Source organism: Salipiger sp. ABF4_146 (assembly GCF_056161345.1).
This window is the reverse complement of record NZ_JBSWYX010000018.1, coordinates 1-17,635: the sequence shown is the minus strand read 5'-3', so window position 1 is coordinate 17,635 and position 17,635 is coordinate 1. Positions and strand designations below refer to the sequence as shown.

17 protein-coding genes and 1 pseudogene are annotated in these 17,635 nt (G+C 59.3%); 9 read left to right on the top strand and 9 right to left on the bottom strand.

What is annotated here, in order from left to right; genetic code table 11:
- Positions 1 to 22 precede the first annotated feature (22 nt).
- The 4 genes from ACXAJT_RS21155 to ACXAJT_RS21140 are packed head-to-tail and all read right to left on the bottom strand — an operon-like array spanning position 23 to position 3,402.
- Positions 23 to 1,060, bottom strand: a complete 1,038-nt coding sequence (locus ACXAJT_RS21155) for a glycosyltransferase family 2 protein (RefSeq protein WP_475238826.1) — start codon at positions 1,058 to 1,060, stop codon at positions 23 to 25.
- Positions 1,060 to 1,617 (bottom strand): class I SAM-dependent methyltransferase, encoded by a 558-nt coding sequence (locus ACXAJT_RS21150; protein ID WP_475238666.1) that lies wholly within the window; start codon positions 1,615 to 1,617, stop codon positions 1,060 to 1,062. The genes ACXAJT_RS21155 and ACXAJT_RS21150 overlap by 1 nt, the downstream gene beginning before the upstream one ends.
- Positions 1,614 to 2,342, bottom strand: coding sequence for a PIG-L deacetylase family protein (locus ACXAJT_RS21145; protein ID WP_475238661.1), 729 nt, complete (start codon positions 2,340 to 2,342; stop codon positions 1,614 to 1,616). Before ACXAJT_RS21145 ends, ACXAJT_RS21150 begins: the two co-directional genes overlap by 4 nt.
- On the bottom strand, positions 2,329 to 3,402 hold the full coding sequence (locus tag ACXAJT_RS21140; RefSeq protein ID WP_475238658.1) for an acyl-CoA dehydrogenase: 1,074 nt from the start codon (positions 3,400 to 3,402) through the stop codon (positions 2,329 to 2,331). Before ACXAJT_RS21140 ends, ACXAJT_RS21145 begins: the two co-directional genes overlap by 14 nt.
- Positions 3,403 to 4,550: 1,148 nt before the next feature.
- On the opposite strand from ACXAJT_RS21140, the gene ACXAJT_RS21135 reads away from it, so the two are divergent.
- From ACXAJT_RS21135 to ACXAJT_RS21125, 3 genes and pseudogenes are all read left to right on the top strand, one after another.
- Positions 4,551 to 5,048: a hypothetical protein gene (locus tag ACXAJT_RS21135; protein WP_475238655.1), complete on the top strand. Its 498-nt coding sequence runs from the start codon at positions 4,551 to 4,553 to the stop codon at positions 5,046 to 5,048.
- A gap of 318 nt (positions 5,049 to 5,366) precedes the next feature.
- Complete coding sequence (locus ACXAJT_RS21130; protein WP_475238652.1) at positions 5,367 to 5,831, top strand: nucleoside deaminase; 465 nt, start codon at positions 5,367 to 5,369, stop codon at positions 5,829 to 5,831.
- Positions 5,832 to 5,992: 161 nt separating this feature from the next.
- A pseudogene (locus ACXAJT_RS21125) lies at positions 5,993 to 7,016 on the top strand (IS5 family transposase).
- A gap of 230 nt (positions 7,017 to 7,246) precedes the next feature.
- Here the strand turns inward: ACXAJT_RS21125 and fdhD are convergent.
- Positions 7,247 to 8,023: a formate dehydrogenase accessory sulfurtransferase FdhD gene (gene fdhD / locus ACXAJT_RS21120; protein WP_475238649.1), complete on the bottom strand. Its 777-nt coding sequence runs from the start codon at positions 8,021 to 8,023 to the stop codon at positions 7,247 to 7,249.
- Positions 8,020 to 10,323: an FdhF/YdeP family oxidoreductase gene (locus tag ACXAJT_RS21115; protein WP_475238647.1), complete on the bottom strand. Its 2,304-nt coding sequence runs from the start codon at positions 10,321 to 10,323 to the stop codon at positions 8,020 to 8,022. Before ACXAJT_RS21115 ends, fdhD begins: the two co-directional genes overlap by 4 nt.
- Positions 10,324 to 11,045: 722 nt before the next feature.
- On the opposite strand from ACXAJT_RS21115, the gene ACXAJT_RS21110 reads away from it, so the two are divergent.
- Positions 11,046 to 11,900 carry an SDR family oxidoreductase gene (locus ACXAJT_RS21110; RefSeq protein ID WP_475238644.1) on the top strand — a complete coding sequence of 285 codons (855 nt, stop codon included), beginning with the start codon at positions 11,046 to 11,048 and terminating at the stop codon, positions 11,898 to 11,900.
- 166 nt (positions 11,901 to 12,066) lie between these two features.
- Entirely contained in the window at positions 12,067 to 12,969 is a 903-nt protein-coding gene (locus tag ACXAJT_RS21105; RefSeq protein ID WP_475238642.1) for a cytochrome P450, read from the top strand.
- A gap of 42 nt (positions 12,970 to 13,011) precedes the next feature.
- Here ACXAJT_RS21105 and ACXAJT_RS21100 read toward each other — a convergent pair whose 3' ends face one another.
- Entirely contained in the window at positions 13,012 to 13,959 is a 948-nt protein-coding gene (locus ACXAJT_RS21100; protein WP_475238640.1) for a hypothetical protein, read from the bottom strand.
- Between the two features lie 86 nt (positions 13,960 to 14,045).
- Between ACXAJT_RS21100 and ACXAJT_RS21095 the strand changes: the two genes are divergently transcribed.
- On the top strand, positions 14,046 to 14,759 hold the full coding sequence (locus tag ACXAJT_RS21095; RefSeq protein ID WP_475238637.1) for a pentapeptide repeat-containing protein: 714 nt from the start codon (positions 14,046 to 14,048) through the stop codon (positions 14,757 to 14,759).
- A gap of 15 nt (positions 14,760 to 14,774) precedes the next feature.
- Here the strand turns inward: ACXAJT_RS21095 and ACXAJT_RS21090 are convergent, their stop codons facing one another.
- Entirely contained in the window at positions 14,775 to 15,248 is a 474-nt protein-coding gene (locus ACXAJT_RS21090; protein ID WP_475238634.1) for a hypothetical protein, read from the bottom strand.
- Here ACXAJT_RS21090 and ACXAJT_RS21085 point away from each other — a divergent pair.
- Genes ACXAJT_RS21085 through ACXAJT_RS21075 form a run of 3 tightly spaced genes read left to right on the top strand, consistent with a single transcriptional unit; the run spans position 15,219 to position 17,117 of the window.
- Complete coding sequence (locus ACXAJT_RS21085) at positions 15,219 to 15,977, top strand: adenylate/guanylate cyclase domain-containing protein (RefSeq protein ID WP_475238632.1); 759 nt, start codon at positions 15,219 to 15,221, stop codon at positions 15,975 to 15,977. The genes ACXAJT_RS21090 and ACXAJT_RS21085 overlap by 30 nt on opposite strands.
- A gap of 35 nt (positions 15,978 to 16,012) precedes the next feature.
- Complete coding sequence (gene mepK, locus ACXAJT_RS21080) at positions 16,013 to 16,555, top strand: peptidoglycan L,D-endopeptidase MepK (RefSeq protein WP_475238630.1); 543 nt, start codon at positions 16,013 to 16,015, stop codon at positions 16,553 to 16,555.
- Between the two features lie 4 nt (positions 16,556 to 16,559).
- Positions 16,560 to 17,117, top strand: coding sequence for a peptidoglycan L,D-endopeptidase MepK (locus tag ACXAJT_RS21075; protein ID WP_475238628.1), 558 nt, complete (start codon positions 16,560 to 16,562; stop codon positions 17,115 to 17,117).
- Positions 17,118 to 17,245: 128 nt separating this feature from the next.
- Here the strand turns inward: ACXAJT_RS21075 and ACXAJT_RS21070 are convergent.
- The coding region (locus ACXAJT_RS21070) for a hypothetical protein (RefSeq protein WP_475238625.1) at positions 17,246 to 17,635 on the bottom strand (390 nt) is incomplete at its 5' end.

The following is a 17,635-nucleotide window of genomic DNA, read 5'->3' as shown; positions in this document are numbered from 1 at the left end:
ACAGTTTGCCGCAGTTCCATCCTTACCGATTATCTTTGCGAGAGGCGTCACGCGTGGCCAAGGGCGCGCCCAGTACGGGGCTCAATCCCGTTAGGCCGGCTAGGTAGCGCCGACGGCTTTCTACACATGCGAGCAACCGCAAGGCCTTTACGCAGCTTTGAAGAGCCTGAAGATCACCGCGCGCGCCTGCCAGGGTGAGACGGGGGGCGGCGGCGTTGTGCCCGAGGTGACGTGCCACCATCACCTCAAATGGGGCAAGCGCGCTGTCGACGCTGCAATCTTCGCGCTGGAAGCGAGCGGTGATCTCATCGGCCATGCCTCCGGGAGCACGCCCATCGCGGCGCATGGAGGCCAGCACCACCGCGTTTTCGGCGCGCAGAGGGCGGAATCCGGCTGCGCGCACCCGGTTGACGATGTCGCGGTCTTCGCCGGTTTCAAGAGGGCGGTAGCCGCCTACACTGCGGTAGGCCGCGCGGCGGAACCCGAGGTTGGCGCCGCCGGCTGTGTTGAGGCCGATACCGTCGGGCCCAGCCGGGTCCATGAGCCGCTCGAACTCCATGGCCAGCGCGGCGAAGGCGTTTTCCTGACGCTGGCGCAGCAGAACGCTCGCGGGAAAGGATGCAAGCTCCCGCCCGCAGACGTCGATCCGCCCCAGGACGGCAGGCGCCAGCGCCAATACGGCCTCCATTTCGCTCTGCCAGCGGGGAGCCGGCAGGCAATCGGCGTCGGTCGAGAGGAGGACGTTGGCCTGCGGCGCCGCGCGCATGGCGATCTGGTGGCCAAGGCGCCGGGCTCGTCCGACTCCACCACTGGCAAAGGTCGCCTCGACAAGGATAAACGGATGGCAGCGGCTGCGTGCTTGTGCAAGGGCGCGAGCAGCGGTCTCATCGGTGCTGTTGTTCACGCAGAGGACGATCCCTGCAGGAATGGGAGCATCCTGCGCGAAGAGGTGGGACAGGCAGGCGTCGATGCGATCTTCCTCGTCTCGGGCCGGCACTACTACGACCGTGTTGGCGTTGGCGAAAGCGTGTCGCTCGACAGTTGACACGTGCAAGCGCATCATGCTGGGCCCAATGCGAGATCGATGCGGTACTCCGGCGTTGCGCGCTTGCAAACGAAGCGGCGTTCGCTGGCGCAAGCGTATAGGGAGAACGCCTCCTCGCCTTGAAGGGCGTTTCCACTCGGTCCGAGCCATGTCACACAGATGATATCAGCCGCGGTCCAGCGCCTGTCGATTTGACGCGCTAGAGTGCTCAGGCCCGGCCGGTCGAGGAAATAGAGGATCTCTGACAGCACGATGAGGTCATAGTCACCATTCGGCAAACTTGCAGGCAGGAAGCTCTTTAAAAAGTAACCCTTCGGCACTGCCCGGCGCGCCGCCTGCAATGCAGTCTCGACAGCGTCGACACCTGTGTATTGCGCGCACCGCGGGGCGAGATGAGATGCCAGTTCGCCATTCCCGCATCCAAGTTCGAGGGCGGAGCAGTATTGTTTCCGGGGCAGGGCCTCGCACGTCGCAAGAAATTTTTTGCGCTCATATGAGCTGGTACGGAAGTTCCAGGGATCATCTCCCGTGGCGTAAAGGGCGGTAAGATGGTTGAGACTTATGGCGGTCATGGCGCGAGCTCTTCGAAGAAGATTTCGTCACTCTCGACGAACATTTGCACGAATTCTGGATCCAACTTGAACCCCTGTGGGTCGTCCAAAATAATTTTGCCATGTTGGCTCTGATGAGACGCAATAGCGCGGGCTTTGCGGCGACGGACGGAGGAGGTGTCGAACAGATACTCTGGCATCGGCGCCATACGCGCGCGAAAGTCGGGTACCTTCCAACGCGACCAGACCGGGTAATACAATAAACGTGCCCCTGAGAGTCGAGCGGTAAGGCTTGCGATGGCTGCGGTGGCCTGGTGGTCGCAATGAGGATCAGTTGGGGCGGTGGCTAGCAAAGTGCGAGCCCCAAGGCGGGACATCAGACAAGCAATGTCTTGGGCCAGCGAAAGAATGGGTAGACTCTGCGAGTCCATTCCCGCATCGGGGAGACCAAGGCTGGTAATATCCTTCGCGGTACCCCCAAGCTGGCGCACTGAAGCCAGCAGTTCACGCAAGCGCAGCCCGGCGCGCCGCTCTGCGGTCCATTGGTTTGAACGGGGGTGGGAAGCCGCGCCATCGGTCATGAGAACTACATGCGCGCCTGTAGTGCCAAACGTATGGGCAAGAAGGCCGCCGCAGCCGAGCGCTTCGTCGTCCGGGTGCGGTGCCAGAACGACAATCGGACGTTTTCCGGAAAGCTGCGCTGCGGTGATCCGGCGGCACTTTGGACGAGGTTCAGCAAGGATCATCGATCCACCCCGCAAGCCCCGCCGGTTGCCCGAGCATGGCCTTTCCGGCGCCAAGCATAAATTCGTCTCGCGCCGCTTGCCGCAGGTAGCAGGCGAGGTCACGCGCGTGGCATCCAGCGACATTGTCGTCGGCAAACATCGCAAGTCCTACGGATTGCTCGGCAGCGACGATGGTATCCTGACCCAACTCCTCGGTGAGCAACCGCGCACCAATGGAGATTTTCGCTGCCCGGTTGGGCGACCTGACTCCTAAGGGCCCTTCGGCGATGCGTGCCGCTCGTAGCACAGCAGGCCACGCCGCTACCGCTCTGAGTGTCACCGGGGTAAGCCGGAAAAGATGCCCCTCAGCATCAATTTGACCCCGCTCTCGCAAGACTGCACTGCAGCGGTCTAGCAGCCCTACGATCCCACCAATGCAGACAGCTGCAATGCGCCAAGTCCCACCTACGAAGTGCGGTTCCTTGCCGTAGTCACCGATATCGCCGATTGGCGCGCCAGGCAGGCCGGTGCAGACAAAGTTTCCGGATCGCGATGCCTGCATACCGACCATATGCCAGGAATGTTGGTTTTGTCGCTCTCCATGCGATGTGTCTACGAGGTAGAGTTGCTGTCCACCATTCGCCGCCACGGTCACAAGCGCTTTGTCCACGATTCCGAGACCAGAAGCAAAGCGCTTGGTGCCGGAAAGTATGCCATCGCCTGTCGCAGACACAGCATCCGTTGGAACATCCGCGCCCCATACCCCAAAAACTGAACCGTTCGCAGCTTCCGTCTCGATCTGGAACCTGAGCTTTGGATCAGCGTAGAGCCTGACTAACTTTAATGCATTGGCGTGCCCTTCGAGCAGCCGAGCCAGCGGCAAATCTTCGCTCGCAGTATCGCGAAGAGCTTGAGCCAACGCGGCTGGATCAATGTTTGCGCTCGAGGTTGCCGCGGTCAGTTGCCGTAGAACATCCTCCTTAGGCGCGCCCTTCCGCAAAGCGCCCGTCGCAATAGCTACGGGATCGCCGGCCTCGATTGCTGAACCATGTGGCTCAACCTTCGCCGCTGCATGTCTCACTTATCCGCCCTCTCCACGACAGTTCCTATCATCTAACGCCGATTGTGAGCCGCGGTTCCCGCCGGAAGGAGATGTCCCATCATATTCAATGCATGAACATGGTAGGACATTGACAGGACGTCACATTTTGTCTGTGGCCCGCACTGAAGCGCATGTTCGTTCGGAATGTTATGGGGCTACAGATTTTTGGGGAACCTGGAAGCGGAAGCTACGTTAGATTGGTCGATGGCTAGCGGTTAATTTCCTTCTAGCATTCGAAGTCTAAATCTCATCCCGAGGGGGTTTCATGTAGCAGATGAAGGCTAAGAGCAACCGTATGCCTTTGCTCTAGGAAGGGTAAAATGCTCGATTGTCGATCCGCAGAATGGGGAGATCGATGCAGTCCTTATTAAACGGCGTCAAACTTGAGAGGGTACAAAGTGTCCCGGCTGTGGATGATCAAGGCTCGAACCCGGCAGGTGGGCACTGACCTAAGTTCTTGGGAGATTGTTGTCCTGCAGAGAGAAAGCACACTTTGACTAAGAAGGAGCACCGGAGCGGTTTGCCCATCTGTGCAACTATGTGGCGCATCGAGAGTTTAAATGCCCAAAAGCCTGGTCCGAGGTGACCGTAGCGCGCTTCGGGCACAGATCAGGAAATATTGTCTGAGTTGCTCGAGCCAATTCTGACGGATGAATTTCGTGGCGAACACAGGTGTGTGCCGGATTCTTCTACAGAAGGGCCTATCGTAGCAGTGAAGATCAGGGGGTGTAGGTATCAGTTTCAAGGGCAACATTAGGCGCGCCACGATTGACGAAAGATTGGCCGATCCTCACCGCCAGAGCCGTAGCGGGCCAGCCTCCTAAATAGTGCCTCGCCGGTGAACAAGAAGAAGAGACTGTAGGGCCGGAAGATGGGGCTTATGTATAGCTCGTATTGTCGCGCTACGCGGAGGAGAGTGCCTAGAAACCTGATGAAGGTAAGAGGATATGAATGAAATGTGGACATGGCTTGAGGCGAATGTATCAACATTGCAGGTACTAGTAAGTATCGTATCGACCGTAGTTTGGATTACTTACTTAAACTTATTTCTTACGAGTTACCGCAAACAGACACGGTCTAGTATTCTGATTAGTCGCGCGGGCGCACAGACGTACGAAGGACGTTGTTTGATTTCAAACATGGGATCCGAGCCAGCTTTTCTCATGGATGTATTGGCCGAGTTCAGAAATGGGGATACTTGCAGAACGGTCAGCGTGGTAGATCGACTCGAACTGTGGGAGCAAGAAGATTCTCCAACGAGTAATATATCTGCAGAAGGCCCTATTTCTAGTGGTGCATACGTCGATATTGGGAGTTTCGCTGACATATATAGGCGGGCAGAAAAAAAGCTTAACGGACGGTCGCAAATTGATGAATCGGAAAAGATCAATTTGGTCGCGATCGCCGCAACAAACCAGGCTCGTGATCTTATTGCCGCAAGTCGAATCTTCGAGGTTGCTGTTTCCGAGGGAAATGGCATAAAAAAAATTCGACCAGCTGAAGTTGAGGCTAAGCAAATTAGGTCGCGGAGAAAGCGGAGAAGATTGAGGCAGATACTGCACGAATTGCAGACTAAAGATTACGTTGAAAGGGCGATGTCTGGTGACTTAGAGTCAAAAAATTGACCCTCATCTTAGGAAAGTTAGGTGGGAGAAACATCGCAGTACTGGTCTCTCTTCCTATGCGAAGTGTATGCAGTGCTCGGAGCGCGTCCGGTAGCCCTTTAAGGGTGAGTGGTCGTCGTTTTGTTCAATGGTGCAGATGGATGCCGTGGTAATTAAGCGCGAGTGCGGCTTTAATGCGCGGAGGTGTAGAGATGTACTCATTTGTAGCGGCAGCCGTGTTTGATTTACCTTCAGCCGACCTGGATAAACTTGAAGGAGTGAGGGGTTTGTCTTGGGTTAAGAGGACTTGCGCTGGGCTAACCAACGGAGAAAGATAAAATGCAGGAAGTAAACCATAGTGAGCTTATCGCAATGCGTGGCGCGATAGATGATGCGTTGAAAGCTAGGGAGAAAAAGGGAAAATCCGGCATAGGAGCCGTCGTTTTGCGTGACGGAGATATAATTGCGCGGGGCATTAATCATGTGCACCTTCAAGATGACCCAACTCAGCATGCGGAAATCGTTGCGCTCGGCCGTGCTGCAGGGGCTTTGGGAACGCCCGATTTGGCAGGTTGTACCTTAGTAAGTACGCTGCAACCTTGTGAGATGTGTCTTGCAGCGGCGCGATTCGCTGGTATTGAGCGCATTATATTCGCTGCTCAGAAGAAGAATGTCGCGCGCAAGTATTTTGCCTTCAATCATCTGAACATCGAAGACTTTTTGGGAAATCCCCCATCTTTTTACTTTGTGGCCGGTGTCCTCGAGGGTGATGTATTGGGACTTTACAAGGACGGTGAGGAATGATCACGCATGGCTCGAGAGCTTCTATATCCCTCCCCAACTAGGTTAGGTTTGGACTTGCCGGGGGCGAGGGGCGTAGTAAACATGAAAGCTGGACGCCTCCGGAAACCTCTGGCTGATGTGCAGCGGTCGTGATTCACTTCCGATGACGGGTGGAGGGTTACATGGCCAAGCGAGCAGGGTTCTGGAGCGTCGATGACCAGTTGGCGGAGATTTCGGCGGGAGGTGACCCGCTGGAGACCTTGAACGGCACTGTGGATTTCGAGCGGTTCCGACCGATCCTTGAACGCGCGGCTGCCAGTTTGCGCGGTCAAAAGGGCGGGTGACCTTCGTTGGACGTTGTGCTGAAGTTCCGCATGCTGGTGCTGCAGAGCCTGCACGGCCTGAGCCTGGATGCGACCGTACGCATGGTCAGGGACCGTCTCAGCTGGATGCGCTTTTGCGGGTTGGGCATCGCTGACACCGTGCCCGATGCGAACACGCTGTGGGACTTCCGGGAGGCGCTCATCAAGGCCGATGCGCTCGATGAGTTGTTCGAGGAGTTGGACCAGGCGATCAACCAAGCGGGGTTCATTCCGCGCGCCGGTCAGATCATCGACGCGAGCCTCATCGCTGACCCGCGCCAGCGCAATTCTGACGGCGAGAAGGCGGCGATCAAGGCAGGAAAGACGGCGTCCGAGATCTGGCCGGACGAGCCCGCCAAGGCAGCGCAAAGGGACACGAACGCGCGCTGGACCGTCAAGTATTCAAAGGCCAAGACGCGCGCGGATGGTAGCAAACCGGTCGACCTTGCGATCCCGACCCTCGGCTATAAGAGCCATATCTCCATCGATCGCCAGAACGGCATTATCTGGCGCCAGCTCATTACCGACGCCGCCCAACATGACGGTGCCCGCCTGCGCGAAGGTCTGATCCAGAAGCCAACACAGGGCGCCGGGTCTGGGCGGATACCCCTATCGCTCTGCGGAGAACGAAGCCTGGCTCGCAGCCAACTGCATAGTCAGCGAGATCCACCGCAAGAAGCCGCGCGACCGTCCCATGTCGAAACCGACATCACGGGCCAACAACCGCAGGTCGGTCACCCGCACAATCGGCCTTGCGCGTGCCAAGGCAACGATCACGTTGGCAAACATGGTTTACAATAGGGGCCGATTGCGGTGGCTCCTCAGCCGAGATGCACCCGTCTGAGGCCAAACCGGGCAGAAAACCCATCGAACGCGCTCGATGTGCCGCACCCGCGAGCCCATCAAGGCATTCAAAGCCATGATCGCCGGCCGTTGAGCGGGTTATCGGAGGTGTACACTTTCTGATATGGACCGCCGGGTTGCCGCGCGTTCCTGCCCGTTCGCTGCCCACCCCAGCATTGCGACACGGTTCCCGAATCACACACGTACCGTGCATCAGCTAAGTCCGGGGGGTCACTGCCAGTCGAGCCTAGCGCTTCCAACTAGACAGGAAGGCTCGCGCGTGCTTCCTCGGGCAACAAGCGTGAGCCCGACCGACTGCGCGATGCGCAGCGCATAATCGGTGGTGGCGGAGGGCGCGACGAGGGCCGTCGCCCCGATGGCAACGGTTTTCTGGACCATCTCGGCGGAAACCCGCGACGAGATCACTACAGCACCCTGCGCCGGGTCAAGCCCGGCGCGGCAAAGTGCCCCGGCAAGCTTGTCCAGCGCGTTGTGCCGCCCCACGTCCTCGCGTGCCAAGGCAATGCCACGCCCCGGCACCAAAAAGCCCGCCCCATGGCAGGCGCGGGTGCGGTCGTGCCGGGGCTGGTGATTACGCAGGTGATCTGGAGCCTCGGCAAGCTCGGCGACGTCGAAGCGCGGGCCGGCGGGCAGGGCGGGTAAGTCGCGCGCAACCTTCGCAAGGCTGTCGATGCCACACAACCCGCAGCCAACCGGACCGACCATGGCACGCTGGCGGCTCATTACCCGGTGCGAGGCTTCGGGGGCCAGCCACATGCGCGCTTCCATCCCGTCGGTGTGGCTCACGATCTCCAGCTCGCGCAGCTCGTCCGGATGGTGAAGGATGCCTTCGGTCAGGGCGAAGCCGAGCGCGAAATCCTTCAGATCGTCGGGGGTGGCCATCATCACCGCCAGCGTGCTGCCATCGCAGGTCAGCGCCACCGGGGTTTCCTCGATCAGCGGCGGCAAGGCAGGGCGCGTGCCGGTCAGTGTCTGGTGCAGGCTCATGCGACGATCCTCACCGGCGTGCCTTTATAAGCGGGGGTCTGCGAGTTCTTCTCGTGATAAGCGAGCGGCACTAGTGGATTAAGCTCGGGGTAATAGCCCGCGATGCAGCCGTCGGGCAGATCGTAGGGCGTGACGGCAAAGCCCTCTACCCGCCGCGTCGCCCCATCTTCGATGGCGGTTACAAGCGCCACCTTCTGGCCCTCGGTCAGCCCGAGCCGCCGCATCTCGCGGCGATTGATCATGACGATCTCACGTGCGCCACTCAGCCCTCGCAGCCGATCGGAAAAGCCGTAGATCGTGGTGTTGAACTGATCGTTTGAGCGCAGGGTGATCAGCGTCATCACCTCCTCGTCCAGAGGGGCCGCGCCGAGCGCCGAAAGCGTGGTCGGGGGCGTGAATTGGGCCTTGCCGCTTTCCGTCTTCCAGACCCGATCGCGCGCCGGATTACCGCGGTAAAAGCCGCCGGGCTGCATCAGCCTTTCGTTGAAATCAGCAAAATCATCCGGGAACGTGCGGGCGATCAGGTCGCGCACCAGATCATAGTTTGCCGTCCAGCCGTCCCAGTCGAGCCGCGGGTCTTCCGGCAGCGTCGCCTTGGCCATGCCAGCGACGATGGCCAGTTCCGAGCGTACGTGTTCCGAGGGGGGTTCGGCGCCGCCAAGTGAGCCGTAGATATGCGAGAAGGTGTCCTCCATGGACACAGCCTGCGGGCCGGTCACCTGAATGTCACGGTCGGTTCGGCCAAGGCAGGGCAGGATGTAGCTGACCTCTCCGGGCACCAGATGCGAGCGGTTGAGCTTAGTTGACACGTGCACCGTCAGCCGCAGGCTAGGCCAAGCCGCCTCCATGCGCTCGCGGTCGGGTAGGGCTCGGATCAGGTTGCCACCGAGTGAGATCATTGCCTCGACGCTGCCATCCAAAATACCCTCGCAGGCGTGCACTGCGTTAAGCCCCTCGCGGGTGGGGGCCTCGATCCCGAAAAGATCGCGCAGCTTGTCAGCGGGCATATGGGACGATTTCTCACCGATGCCCACAGTGCGCTGGCCCTGTACATTTGAATGGCCGCGCACCGGCGAGATGCCCGCTCCAAGCTTGCCGATATTACCTCGTATCATCAGCAGGTTACACAGCATCCCGAGATTCAGCCAGCCGTTCACATGCTGCGTCATACCCATGCCATAGATGCCGATTGCGTTCCTGGCCGAGAGATAGACCTCCGCCGCCTCGCGGATCATCGCCTCGGTCAGTCCAGAGTGGCGCTCGATCTCGGCCCAATCGGCGGCGCGCACCGCCAGCTGGGTCTCGGCAAAGCCGGTGGTATGCGCCTCGATGAAGTCTTGGTCGAGCACTGTGCCAGGCGCGGCGTCTTCGGCCTCGAGCACGCATTTCATCAGCCCCGCGATCACCGCGATGTCTCCGCCGGGGCGCAGCTGGTAGTATTTCTCCGAGATCTGCGTCGGCTTAACGAGGGTCATCTGCTTGGGGCTTTGCGGGTCGGTGAACTCGATCAGTCCGCGTTCGCGCACCGGGTTGAAGGTGACGATTCGGCAACCGCGCTCCACCGCCTCTTTCAGCACATGCAGGAAGCGCGGGCTGTTCGTGCCGGTGTTCTGCCCGAAAAAGAAGATCGTGTCGCAATGCTCAAAATCCTCGAGCGTGCAGGTGCCCACGGGCGTACCGATGAAAGTCTGCAGGTTCACGCTGGTGGTCTCGTGGCACATGTTCGAGCTTTGCGGGAGGTTTTGGTGCCCCATCGCCCGTGCGAAAAGCGCATAAAGATAAGAAGCCTCTAGCCCCGCATGGCCCGAAGCGTAAAACACCGCTTTTTCCGGCGCCATGCCGCGCAGCTCGCGGCCGATCTCGGCAAAGGCTTCGTCCCAGCTGACCGGAACATACTTATCGAGCGCGGGTTCATAGCGCAGCGGCTCGGTGAGCCGCCCAGATTTCTCGAGATCGTGGTCGTGCCAGCTGCGCAGATCCTCGACGCTGTGTTGCGCAAAGAAGTCGGCCCCCGCGCGGTTGCGATCAAGCTCCCAGAGCGTTGCCTTCGCGCCATTTTCGCAGAACTCGAACGTGTTGGGTTTGGCGGGTTTGGCCCAAGCGCAAGACGAGCACATGACCCCGCTGGGCTTGTTGAGTTTGGCGAGCACTTTGGTCGCTACGGTCGGCAGCCCGGTCTCGCCAGCGATGCGCGCCACGCCCCGGAGCGAGCCCCATCCGCCCGCCGGATGTTTGTCGAAGGGCGTGTCCGGATCCTGCGTTTCGGCGTGGCGATCTTGAGGGGGAAGCCTATTGGCCATGCGGGCGCTCCTGCGGTGGTGGGAAAGTTCAGGTTCAACCGGCAAGCGTGAGGGAATGTTCCAGTGGTGCCGGGTCTGTGAAGGCTGGCGCAGAAAGGTAGAAGCCTTCAGGTAGGGAATGGCGATATCGAGATAGCGGAGCTTGTCGCAACTACCCTCGCGTTCTCAAAATTCACTTACGTCGAGCGTTCTGGAGATGGTCGGCATTCTTGAGGCAACGCTCTACCGCTAGTAAGAGCGGAAGTAGTACCTTAGCGATGCTAGTCTCAAGGATCACCGGCGCCACCCGGGTCGGGTGCGCAGCCGTATTTTAGGTGACGCTAGCAGCCCATCATCGTAAAACAGCTGGGAAACTCGAGCGTCCGACGGTCCAGCGTTGGGGAGCAGTGCACCAACTTGTAGATGCTTTATGAAGGAGGGACCGGCGGGCAGGGGGCAGGTCAATCAGAAGAGCAGATCTGAAGCAATTGCCTAGCATTTGTTTGGAATAGCTGAGGCCCTGTTCGCGGAACGGAACCAGTTTCGCCGCCTGACAGAGACTTGAGAGCTCCCGAGAGCTGTCAACCCGCGGTGCTGTGATGCAAGCTCCTACATCTCTTTCGGGCCTTTGCGCTTCCAGCGTTGAGCGGAAATTTGCTGGTACGCGGTGGTTCCCGGAACGTTCGGGTCGCTCGCCTGTTGGGCTGACGACACCCACGGACTCAGCATCGGAGATCATCCCCATGGACCATCCCCGTCCCCCGTTTCCCGAACAGTCGCAGGACCTGCCAGGTCATACCGAGCATATGCAGCCCGTGCCGGACCACGGTGAAGACAGCTACCGTGGTTCGGGCCGCCTTGCGGGGCTGACGGCCCTTGTCACGGGGGCCGACAGCGGAATCGGACGGGCCGTCGCGCTGGCATATGCGCGAGAGGGGGCCGATGTGGCGGCGTCCTACCTGTCTGAAAGCGCTGAAGCTGCCCGTACCCGAGACCTCATCGAGGACGCTGGGCAGCGCGCCCTGCTTTTGCCCGGCGACATTCAGTCCGCGGAGCATTGCCGTGACATCGTCGCCCGTACCGCAGAGCAGTTCGGTCGCCTCGACGTCCTCGTGAACAATGCCGCGCACCAGATGCAGTTCGATACGTTCGAGGATATCCCGGATGAGGAATGGGAACTTACGTTCCGCACCAACATCTTTTCGATGTTCTACTTGTCCAAAGCTGCCGTGCCGCTGATGAAGCAGGGCGGGTCAATCATCAACACAGCCTCGGTCAATGCCGATATGCCCAACCCGGGCCTTCTGGCCTATGCTAGCACCAAGGGCGCGATCCAGAACTTCTCTGCCGGGCTCGCACAGTCGCTGGGGGCGCGCGGGATCCGGGTGAACTGCGTGGCACCGGGGCCGGTCTGGACTCCCCTGATCCCGGCGACGCTGCCAGCAGAGAGCGTAGCGAATTTCGGCGCGAACTACCCCATGGGGCGCCCGGCTCAGCCTGCGGAACTGGCCTCGGCCTATGTCATGTTGGCTGATCCGGCGTCGAGCTACACTTCTGGGGCGACGATCGCCGTCACCGGCGGGAAGCCGTTCATATGAGACCCGGCGCGCTTCCTTCGGACAGCGCCCCGATGCCACGCTCGCGCTTTTGCGTGAGGGATATCGCTTTATCCCGGATCGCAGCACTCGGCTGGGGACTGACTCCTTTCGCACCCGGCTGATGGGGCGCAAGGCCGTTTGCCTCACAGGAGGGCGCGGTATCAGGTTGCTCTACGGTGCCGACGGGCTGACCCGGCGAGGTGCGATGCCGCCAACGGTGCTGCGCCTGCTTCAGGACAATAGCAGCGTGCAGCAAACGGATGGGGCCGCCCACAGGCACCGCGAGGCGTTGTTCATGGCGTTGTTGGTGGAGGAAGATGCCGCGGAACGCCTCGCCGAGGCGTTTGGCCGTGTCTGGACCGCTCGGCTTTGCGACGAAGGGGAAGCCAACGTCTTGGTCGGGGCCAGCGATACACTCGCGCAAGTGGCGTGCGAGTGGGCGGGATTCGATCAGAGCATCAGCGGGGATGCGGCCCTTCGCAAGACGCTGGTGGAGATGAGCGCTCGTGCCGGGTCAGTCGGTCCCGGAACGATGGCTGCACTCCTGCGCCGACGGCGCGTCGAGAGGCAGCTGGCGCGGGCCCTGCCTGGCCTTCCTGAAGGGTGTCCAGCCCACCGCATCGCGAGTTTTGGTGAAAATGGTGCTCCGCTTGCCACCAAAACAGCTGTTGTCGAGATCCTGAACCTGCTCCGCCCGATTGTTGCAGTTGGCCGCTACATCGCCTTTCTCACGCGCACCTTGGCGCTGGAGCCGGAGTGGCAGCGAACACTTGCATCCTCTGATACGGTCACCATCGAGCAGTTCTGCGAAGAAGTGCGGCGTCAGTTACCGTTCTTTCCGCTGGTCGGTGCTATAACTACCCGGCAGGTGTCGCACGAGGGGATGGACCTGCCAGCAGGTCAGTGGGTGCTAGCTGATCTTTGGGGCACACTGCAATCACAAGAAAGCTTCCCGCTGCCAAACCAGTTTCATCCGGGCCGGCAACTGAGCTGGCGGCATCCACGCCCTAGTCGCGATGAAACATTTCCTCCTTGCGCGTCGAGATCGGAGTTTTCAACGGCCTATTAGCTTCGAGAATAGCAGATGCAAACTGAGGTGGCCTATGGCCCCTTAGCGCGCGATGACAAACACGCGTGTCTTGGCGGCAATCAGACTGGTATGGTCAGTGGGACCAAATTTTTCCTGATCAGCCGGTTCCACGTAGTACCGCTTGTCCGACTTCTGTTGCACCGTTCCGAGATTGGCGCCGCCCGTCGCGATGATGTCGTAGACTGGCATCTTGTCATCGGACCGCGGGACAAGAACGTAACCCTTGCCCTCAATCGATGGAGTACTAACTGCGGCGGCGGGAGCAGCCTCTGCTTTAGGAACGGCTTTTTGAGGCCGTACGCGCTTAGACTTCGGAGCTTTTTCTACGGCATGGGGCTGTTCGGTCGCCTTCGAGGTAGAGGGCTTTGCAGCGCTCTTCTTGGGGCGCCCACGCTTGGGTTTGGCTGCCGGTTCAGCCACAGCGTCCGGGGTTGCCTTCTCGGCCTGAGTGGCCTCGGGAGTTTCCACTGGCTTCTCGGGTGCGGCCTCAGACTTTCGGGGGCGGCCTCGCTTCGGCTTCGGGGCTTCCTCCGACGGCTGTGCCGCAGCCGCGGGCTCCAGTGGGAGCTCTTGCTCGGCAGCCTTCTTCTTGGGGCGCCCACGCTTGGGTTTCGTGGGTTCCGGCGAAGGTCTCTCGTCCGCGGGAGTTTCCGCTTGAGCGGCATCCGTAGGTTCCGGAGATTGCGCGGGCTCGTCGGGCGCGCTTTCAGCGACTTTCTTCGGCCGGCCACGCTTGGGCTTGGGAGCCTCTTCGTCGGCCGCGGCAGGCGCAGTGGCGACAGTCTCGGAAGAGGGGGTCTCAATTTCAGAGAAATCGATGAGCTCGTTCAGGGACTGGACGAAGCTCGCGTAGAACGTGAGGCCAACCTTGGTCGCGCGGCCCGTCTTCTTATCAGTGATCGTTATGAGACCATCCGTCGGTTCGCCTGCGGCCTCGAACCGGTCTGGAAGAGCGTTGGAGTTGTCCATTTATGTCCTCGGTAAAACGTCGTCGTGCGACATGGAGAAAAGACTTCTCAAAGTTCCGTCGCAACCCTCTCTAGCAGGGAGACATCATGTCGAATTCTGCTATCGAGATCAAGGACCGCAGCGGGAACGTCCGTCATACCATTTTTCCTTGCAGCCAGACGGGGGAATTCCCGCGGTGGAGCGAAATTTTCCTGGACCTGGCCCTGCAGTCGGGTGGCCAGTTGAAGGATTATGATTTTTCCTCCGAAATTCATGAGCAGCTAGCGCTCTCAGAGGTTGTCTTTGAGGATTGCGTCTTGGACTTTGAGGACCTCAAGCGGTCGTCGCTGACCGATTGCACTTTCCGCAATGTCACCATCCGGCAGACAAGCTTTCACCACCTGTCGGATCGCTCGGATCGCCCTGACAGCAAGGGGACGATCTTCAAAGGATGTCGGTTCGAGAACGTGACCTTCGTGCGTTGTGACTTCGTGATGAGCAAGTTCTTCGAGTGCGTGTTCAGTGGGTGCGAGATCATAGAATGTGACATGCGCAATGTCTTCTGGTTCGATCGCTTTGCGACATCCGCCCGCACTTGGGACAGCTTACCGGACTTCCCTGACCCGTTTGCGACATGCACGCTCAAAAAGACGCGCTTCGGTCACCCGGCCGCCAACATGATGGGGGTACCACTTCAGATGATGATCCCCAGGAGCTTTGCTTCGATTTGGAACCACCTGGGGCCTGTGAAGAGCAAGATGCTTAAGCTCGGATATGCATTGCACGAGAGCGGTCATGATAGCTTCCACTCTGCCATCTAATCAGGAGGGCTATGGTCAGCTTCGCGCAGGCACCTTTACGTTGAGCTGGTTTGCACGCTGTTCGAAGGCGTCATCGTAGATCTTCTTGAGCCGGGATTTTCCCTCGTCGGGATCGGTGACCAGAAGATCGGAGCTGGCGTTCTCTAGTCGCATTGCGCTGATCTGGGCCTCGAGGCCAGCGGTGTGCATGGAGGCATGGACAACCTGTTGCCAAAGGCCGGTGTGCGCAACGCTCTCACGGGACGCATTCGACCGGCGATCGCCCTCGAGGGCTTTTTCGAGCTTTCGGATCTCCTGCCGCGCGGAGAGCAAGTCCTCAGAAAGCTCTGAAATTTTCAGATCACTGGACTTTTCCAGCGCTGACTTTTCCTCGCGCAGATCGTCGCGTTCTTTCTGAAGTGCATCTCGTTGCCCCTCGACTTGAGTAGGTATCCAGGACCAATGAAGAGAACTTGAACAATGGCAGGCGGTAAGAAACCGGAAAAGCAAGGCAGGAAGCTATCCATCATCTTTGCCGCAGATGTGGCCGGATACAGCAGATTGATGGCCGACGACGAAGACCGCACGCTGGCCCTTTTGGAGCGGTCGAGGCGATACATCGACAAGAACATCGAAGCCTACCGCGGACGTATCGCCAACACTGCTGGTGACAGCATCATTGCTGTGTTCGAAAGCGCGACTGAAGCCTTGGAATGCTCTCTGAAAATTCAGCAGAAACTGAAGGCGGAGAACGCGAGGTTTCCGAAGAGCAAGCGTCTGATTTTCAGGATCGGTCTGCACATGGGGGAGATCTATACCCGCGGTACGGATATCCTCGGGGACGGTGTGAACATCGCCGCTCGATTGGAAGGCTTCACCCAGCCCGGCGCGGTGTGCATGTCAGAAACCTTTCTCAATATTGCGGAGAAGTCTGTTTCAGACCTGCCAATCGCCGACGTTGGGTTCCCTGAGCTCAAGAACATTGACACGCCAATTCACGCCTTCGAGATGCTTTCTGATCGGGCAGAGCGCGAAGGGGTCAAATTTAGAAACCAAGCACGCCTTTCTGCACGGCGCCGGAAGATAATCCTAGGCGGGTCAGCCGCTGCTGTAGTGGTCCTAGCTATGTCGTTGGCAGTTTCCATCGCCTTCAGTATCGCCCACGTCAGCGAGATGGCCCAAAGGAACAAGTTGCCAGACCCTGCAGGGATAAACGCCTCCGAAACCAGTCAGAAGTAATCCTTGCGCCTATTAAGGCATCAAAGGATTTCGCTATGAACAGAAGGAAGTTTCTCACCAGCCTTGCTGCCGGGTCCCTTTCGGCAGCGCTTCCACAGGCTTCGGCAGCGTTCGGTGTGAACTCGGTAAGAGTGCTCGAGCTGCGCAACACCCATCCAATCAATGGCCGCTATGAACACGTTCGTGTCCCATACTGGCGGAACGGCAGATATGATGCTGAAGGGCTCGCGCAGCTCAACTACTTCATGCGGGACTGGCGTGATGAAACCCGTCACGACATCGACCCAGGTCTCTACGACATCTTCTATGCGCTCCAGGAAGGTCTTGGGGCACGGGAAGGGCTCGACCTGATTTCAGGATATCGATCTCCAAGGACCAATGCGATGCTCAGCAGACGCTCGAGCGGTGTGGCCAAGAGGTCTCTTCACATGGATGGAAAGGCCGGCGATATCCGGGTCCGCGGCGTCGCTCTCTCCACTTTGCGTCGGAGCGCACGCGATCTGCGTGAAGGAGGAGTGGGATACTACCCCAAGTCCAACTTCGTCCACGTTGATACTGGTCGGGTCCGTCAGTGGTGACAGGATGAGCCTTGCTAGGAGGAAGTTCCTGAAAACGGGGGTGGCGTCCTTAGCGGTGATGCTCGCCGGTACCGCCCCCCTATTCGCCGAGGTCAACGACCCCTCGAAGAATCGGGTGCTGTCCCTGGTAAGGCCAGCTACCGGGGAAAGCCTCCGGGTAACCTATTGGCGCGGCGAATGGTACAACGCAGCAGCGCTGAATGACCTCGCTATCTTCTTCCGGGACCCGCGTCAGGGAAGCACTGTAGATATCGACCCGGCCCTGCTGGACTTCTTGTACGCTATCATCAGTGGGCTGGATTACGAGGGGAGGGTCGTCGTCTTCGATGGTGTTCTGGATGAAGCCACTTTGGCGCAACGGCGTTCTTCTGGGTCCGAGTATGATCTTGCGCTCGAGCGTCTACATGAGTTCGGACGCGCGGTCGATTTCACTTTGCCGGATATTCCGATGGAGACGGTTCGAGACCTGGCCGTGAAACTCAATCTAGGAGGTGTCGGTTACCTGCCGGCGCAAGCTATGATCCATATCGACACAGGGGAGACGAAGGCATGGGAGAAGTGAACTACTACGCGGGGATCGGGTCGCGAAAGACGCCGATTGAAGTTTGCGATCGTATGATTGAGGTCGGCAGGATCTTGGCGCTCGAGGGATGGTGTCTTCGTTCCGGTGGTGCGGAGCGTGCCGATGAATCATTCGAGAAGGGGTGTGACGACGGCAATGGGCTGAAGCAGATCTTCCTTTGGCAACAGGGTGATCGCGGGAATCCTTCTCCTCACTTCAATATCCCCGGGGAGTATTTCGAGATCGCGTCTCGCTACCGCCGAGGCTGGAACCAGATGAGCATGCGATCCCAGCGGCTCCTGTCTAGAAATGTCCTCCAGGTTCTCGGCTATCCGGGGGATGATCCTGTTAAGGCAGTCGTGTGCTATACAGAAGGCGGTAAGCTGAAAGGCGGCACCAGCCTTGCGCTTCAGGTCGCGAAGGACTTTTGTGAACGGCGGAGCAATACTCGGCCACGGTAGCGACGGCATAGTGTTGTCGCGGGCGGCGTAAAAGTCGTCCACTTTTGCCCTTTCGGA

Coding starts and splice junctions, on each gene's coding strand:
- ACXAJT_RS21155 (WP_475238826.1), bottom strand. CDS start 1,060: ATGCGCTTGCACGTGTCAACTGTCGAGCGACACGCTTTCGCCAACGCC.
- ACXAJT_RS21150 (WP_475238666.1), bottom strand. CDS start 1,617: ATGACCGCCATAAGTCTCAACCATCTTACCGCCCTTTACGCCACGGGA.
- ACXAJT_RS21145 (WP_475238661.1), bottom strand. CDS start 2,342: ATGATCCTTGCTGAACCTCGTCCAAAGTGCCGCCGGATCACCGCAGCG.
- ACXAJT_RS21130 (WP_475238652.1), top strand. CDS start 5,367: ATGCAGGAAGTAAACCATAGTGAGCTTATCGCAATGCGTGGCGCGATA.
- fdhD (WP_475238649.1), bottom strand. CDS start 8,023: ATGAGCCTGCACCAGACACTGACCGGCACGCGCCCTGCCTTGCCGCCG.
- ACXAJT_RS21115 (WP_475238647.1), bottom strand. CDS start 10,323: ATGGCCAATAGGCTTCCCCCTCAAGATCGCCACGCCGAAACGCAGGAT.
- ACXAJT_RS21110 (WP_475238644.1), top strand. CDS start 11,046: ATGGACCATCCCCGTCCCCCGTTTCCCGAACAGTCGCAGGACCTGCCA.
- ACXAJT_RS21100 (WP_475238640.1), bottom strand. CDS start 13,959: ATGGACAACTCCAACGCTCTTCCAGACCGGTTCGAGGCCGCAGGCGAA.
- ACXAJT_RS21095 (WP_475238637.1), top strand. CDS start 14,046: ATGTCGAATTCTGCTATCGAGATCAAGGACCGCAGCGGGAACGTCCGT.
- ACXAJT_RS21085 (WP_475238632.1), top strand. CDS start 15,219: ATGGCAGGCGGTAAGAAACCGGAAAAGCAAGGCAGGAAGCTATCCATC.
- mepK (WP_475238630.1), top strand. CDS start 16,013: ATGAACAGAAGGAAGTTTCTCACCAGCCTTGCTGCCGGGTCCCTTTCG.
- ACXAJT_RS21075 (WP_475238628.1), top strand. CDS start 16,560: ATGAGCCTTGCTAGGAGGAAGTTCCTGAAAACGGGGGTGGCGTCCTTA.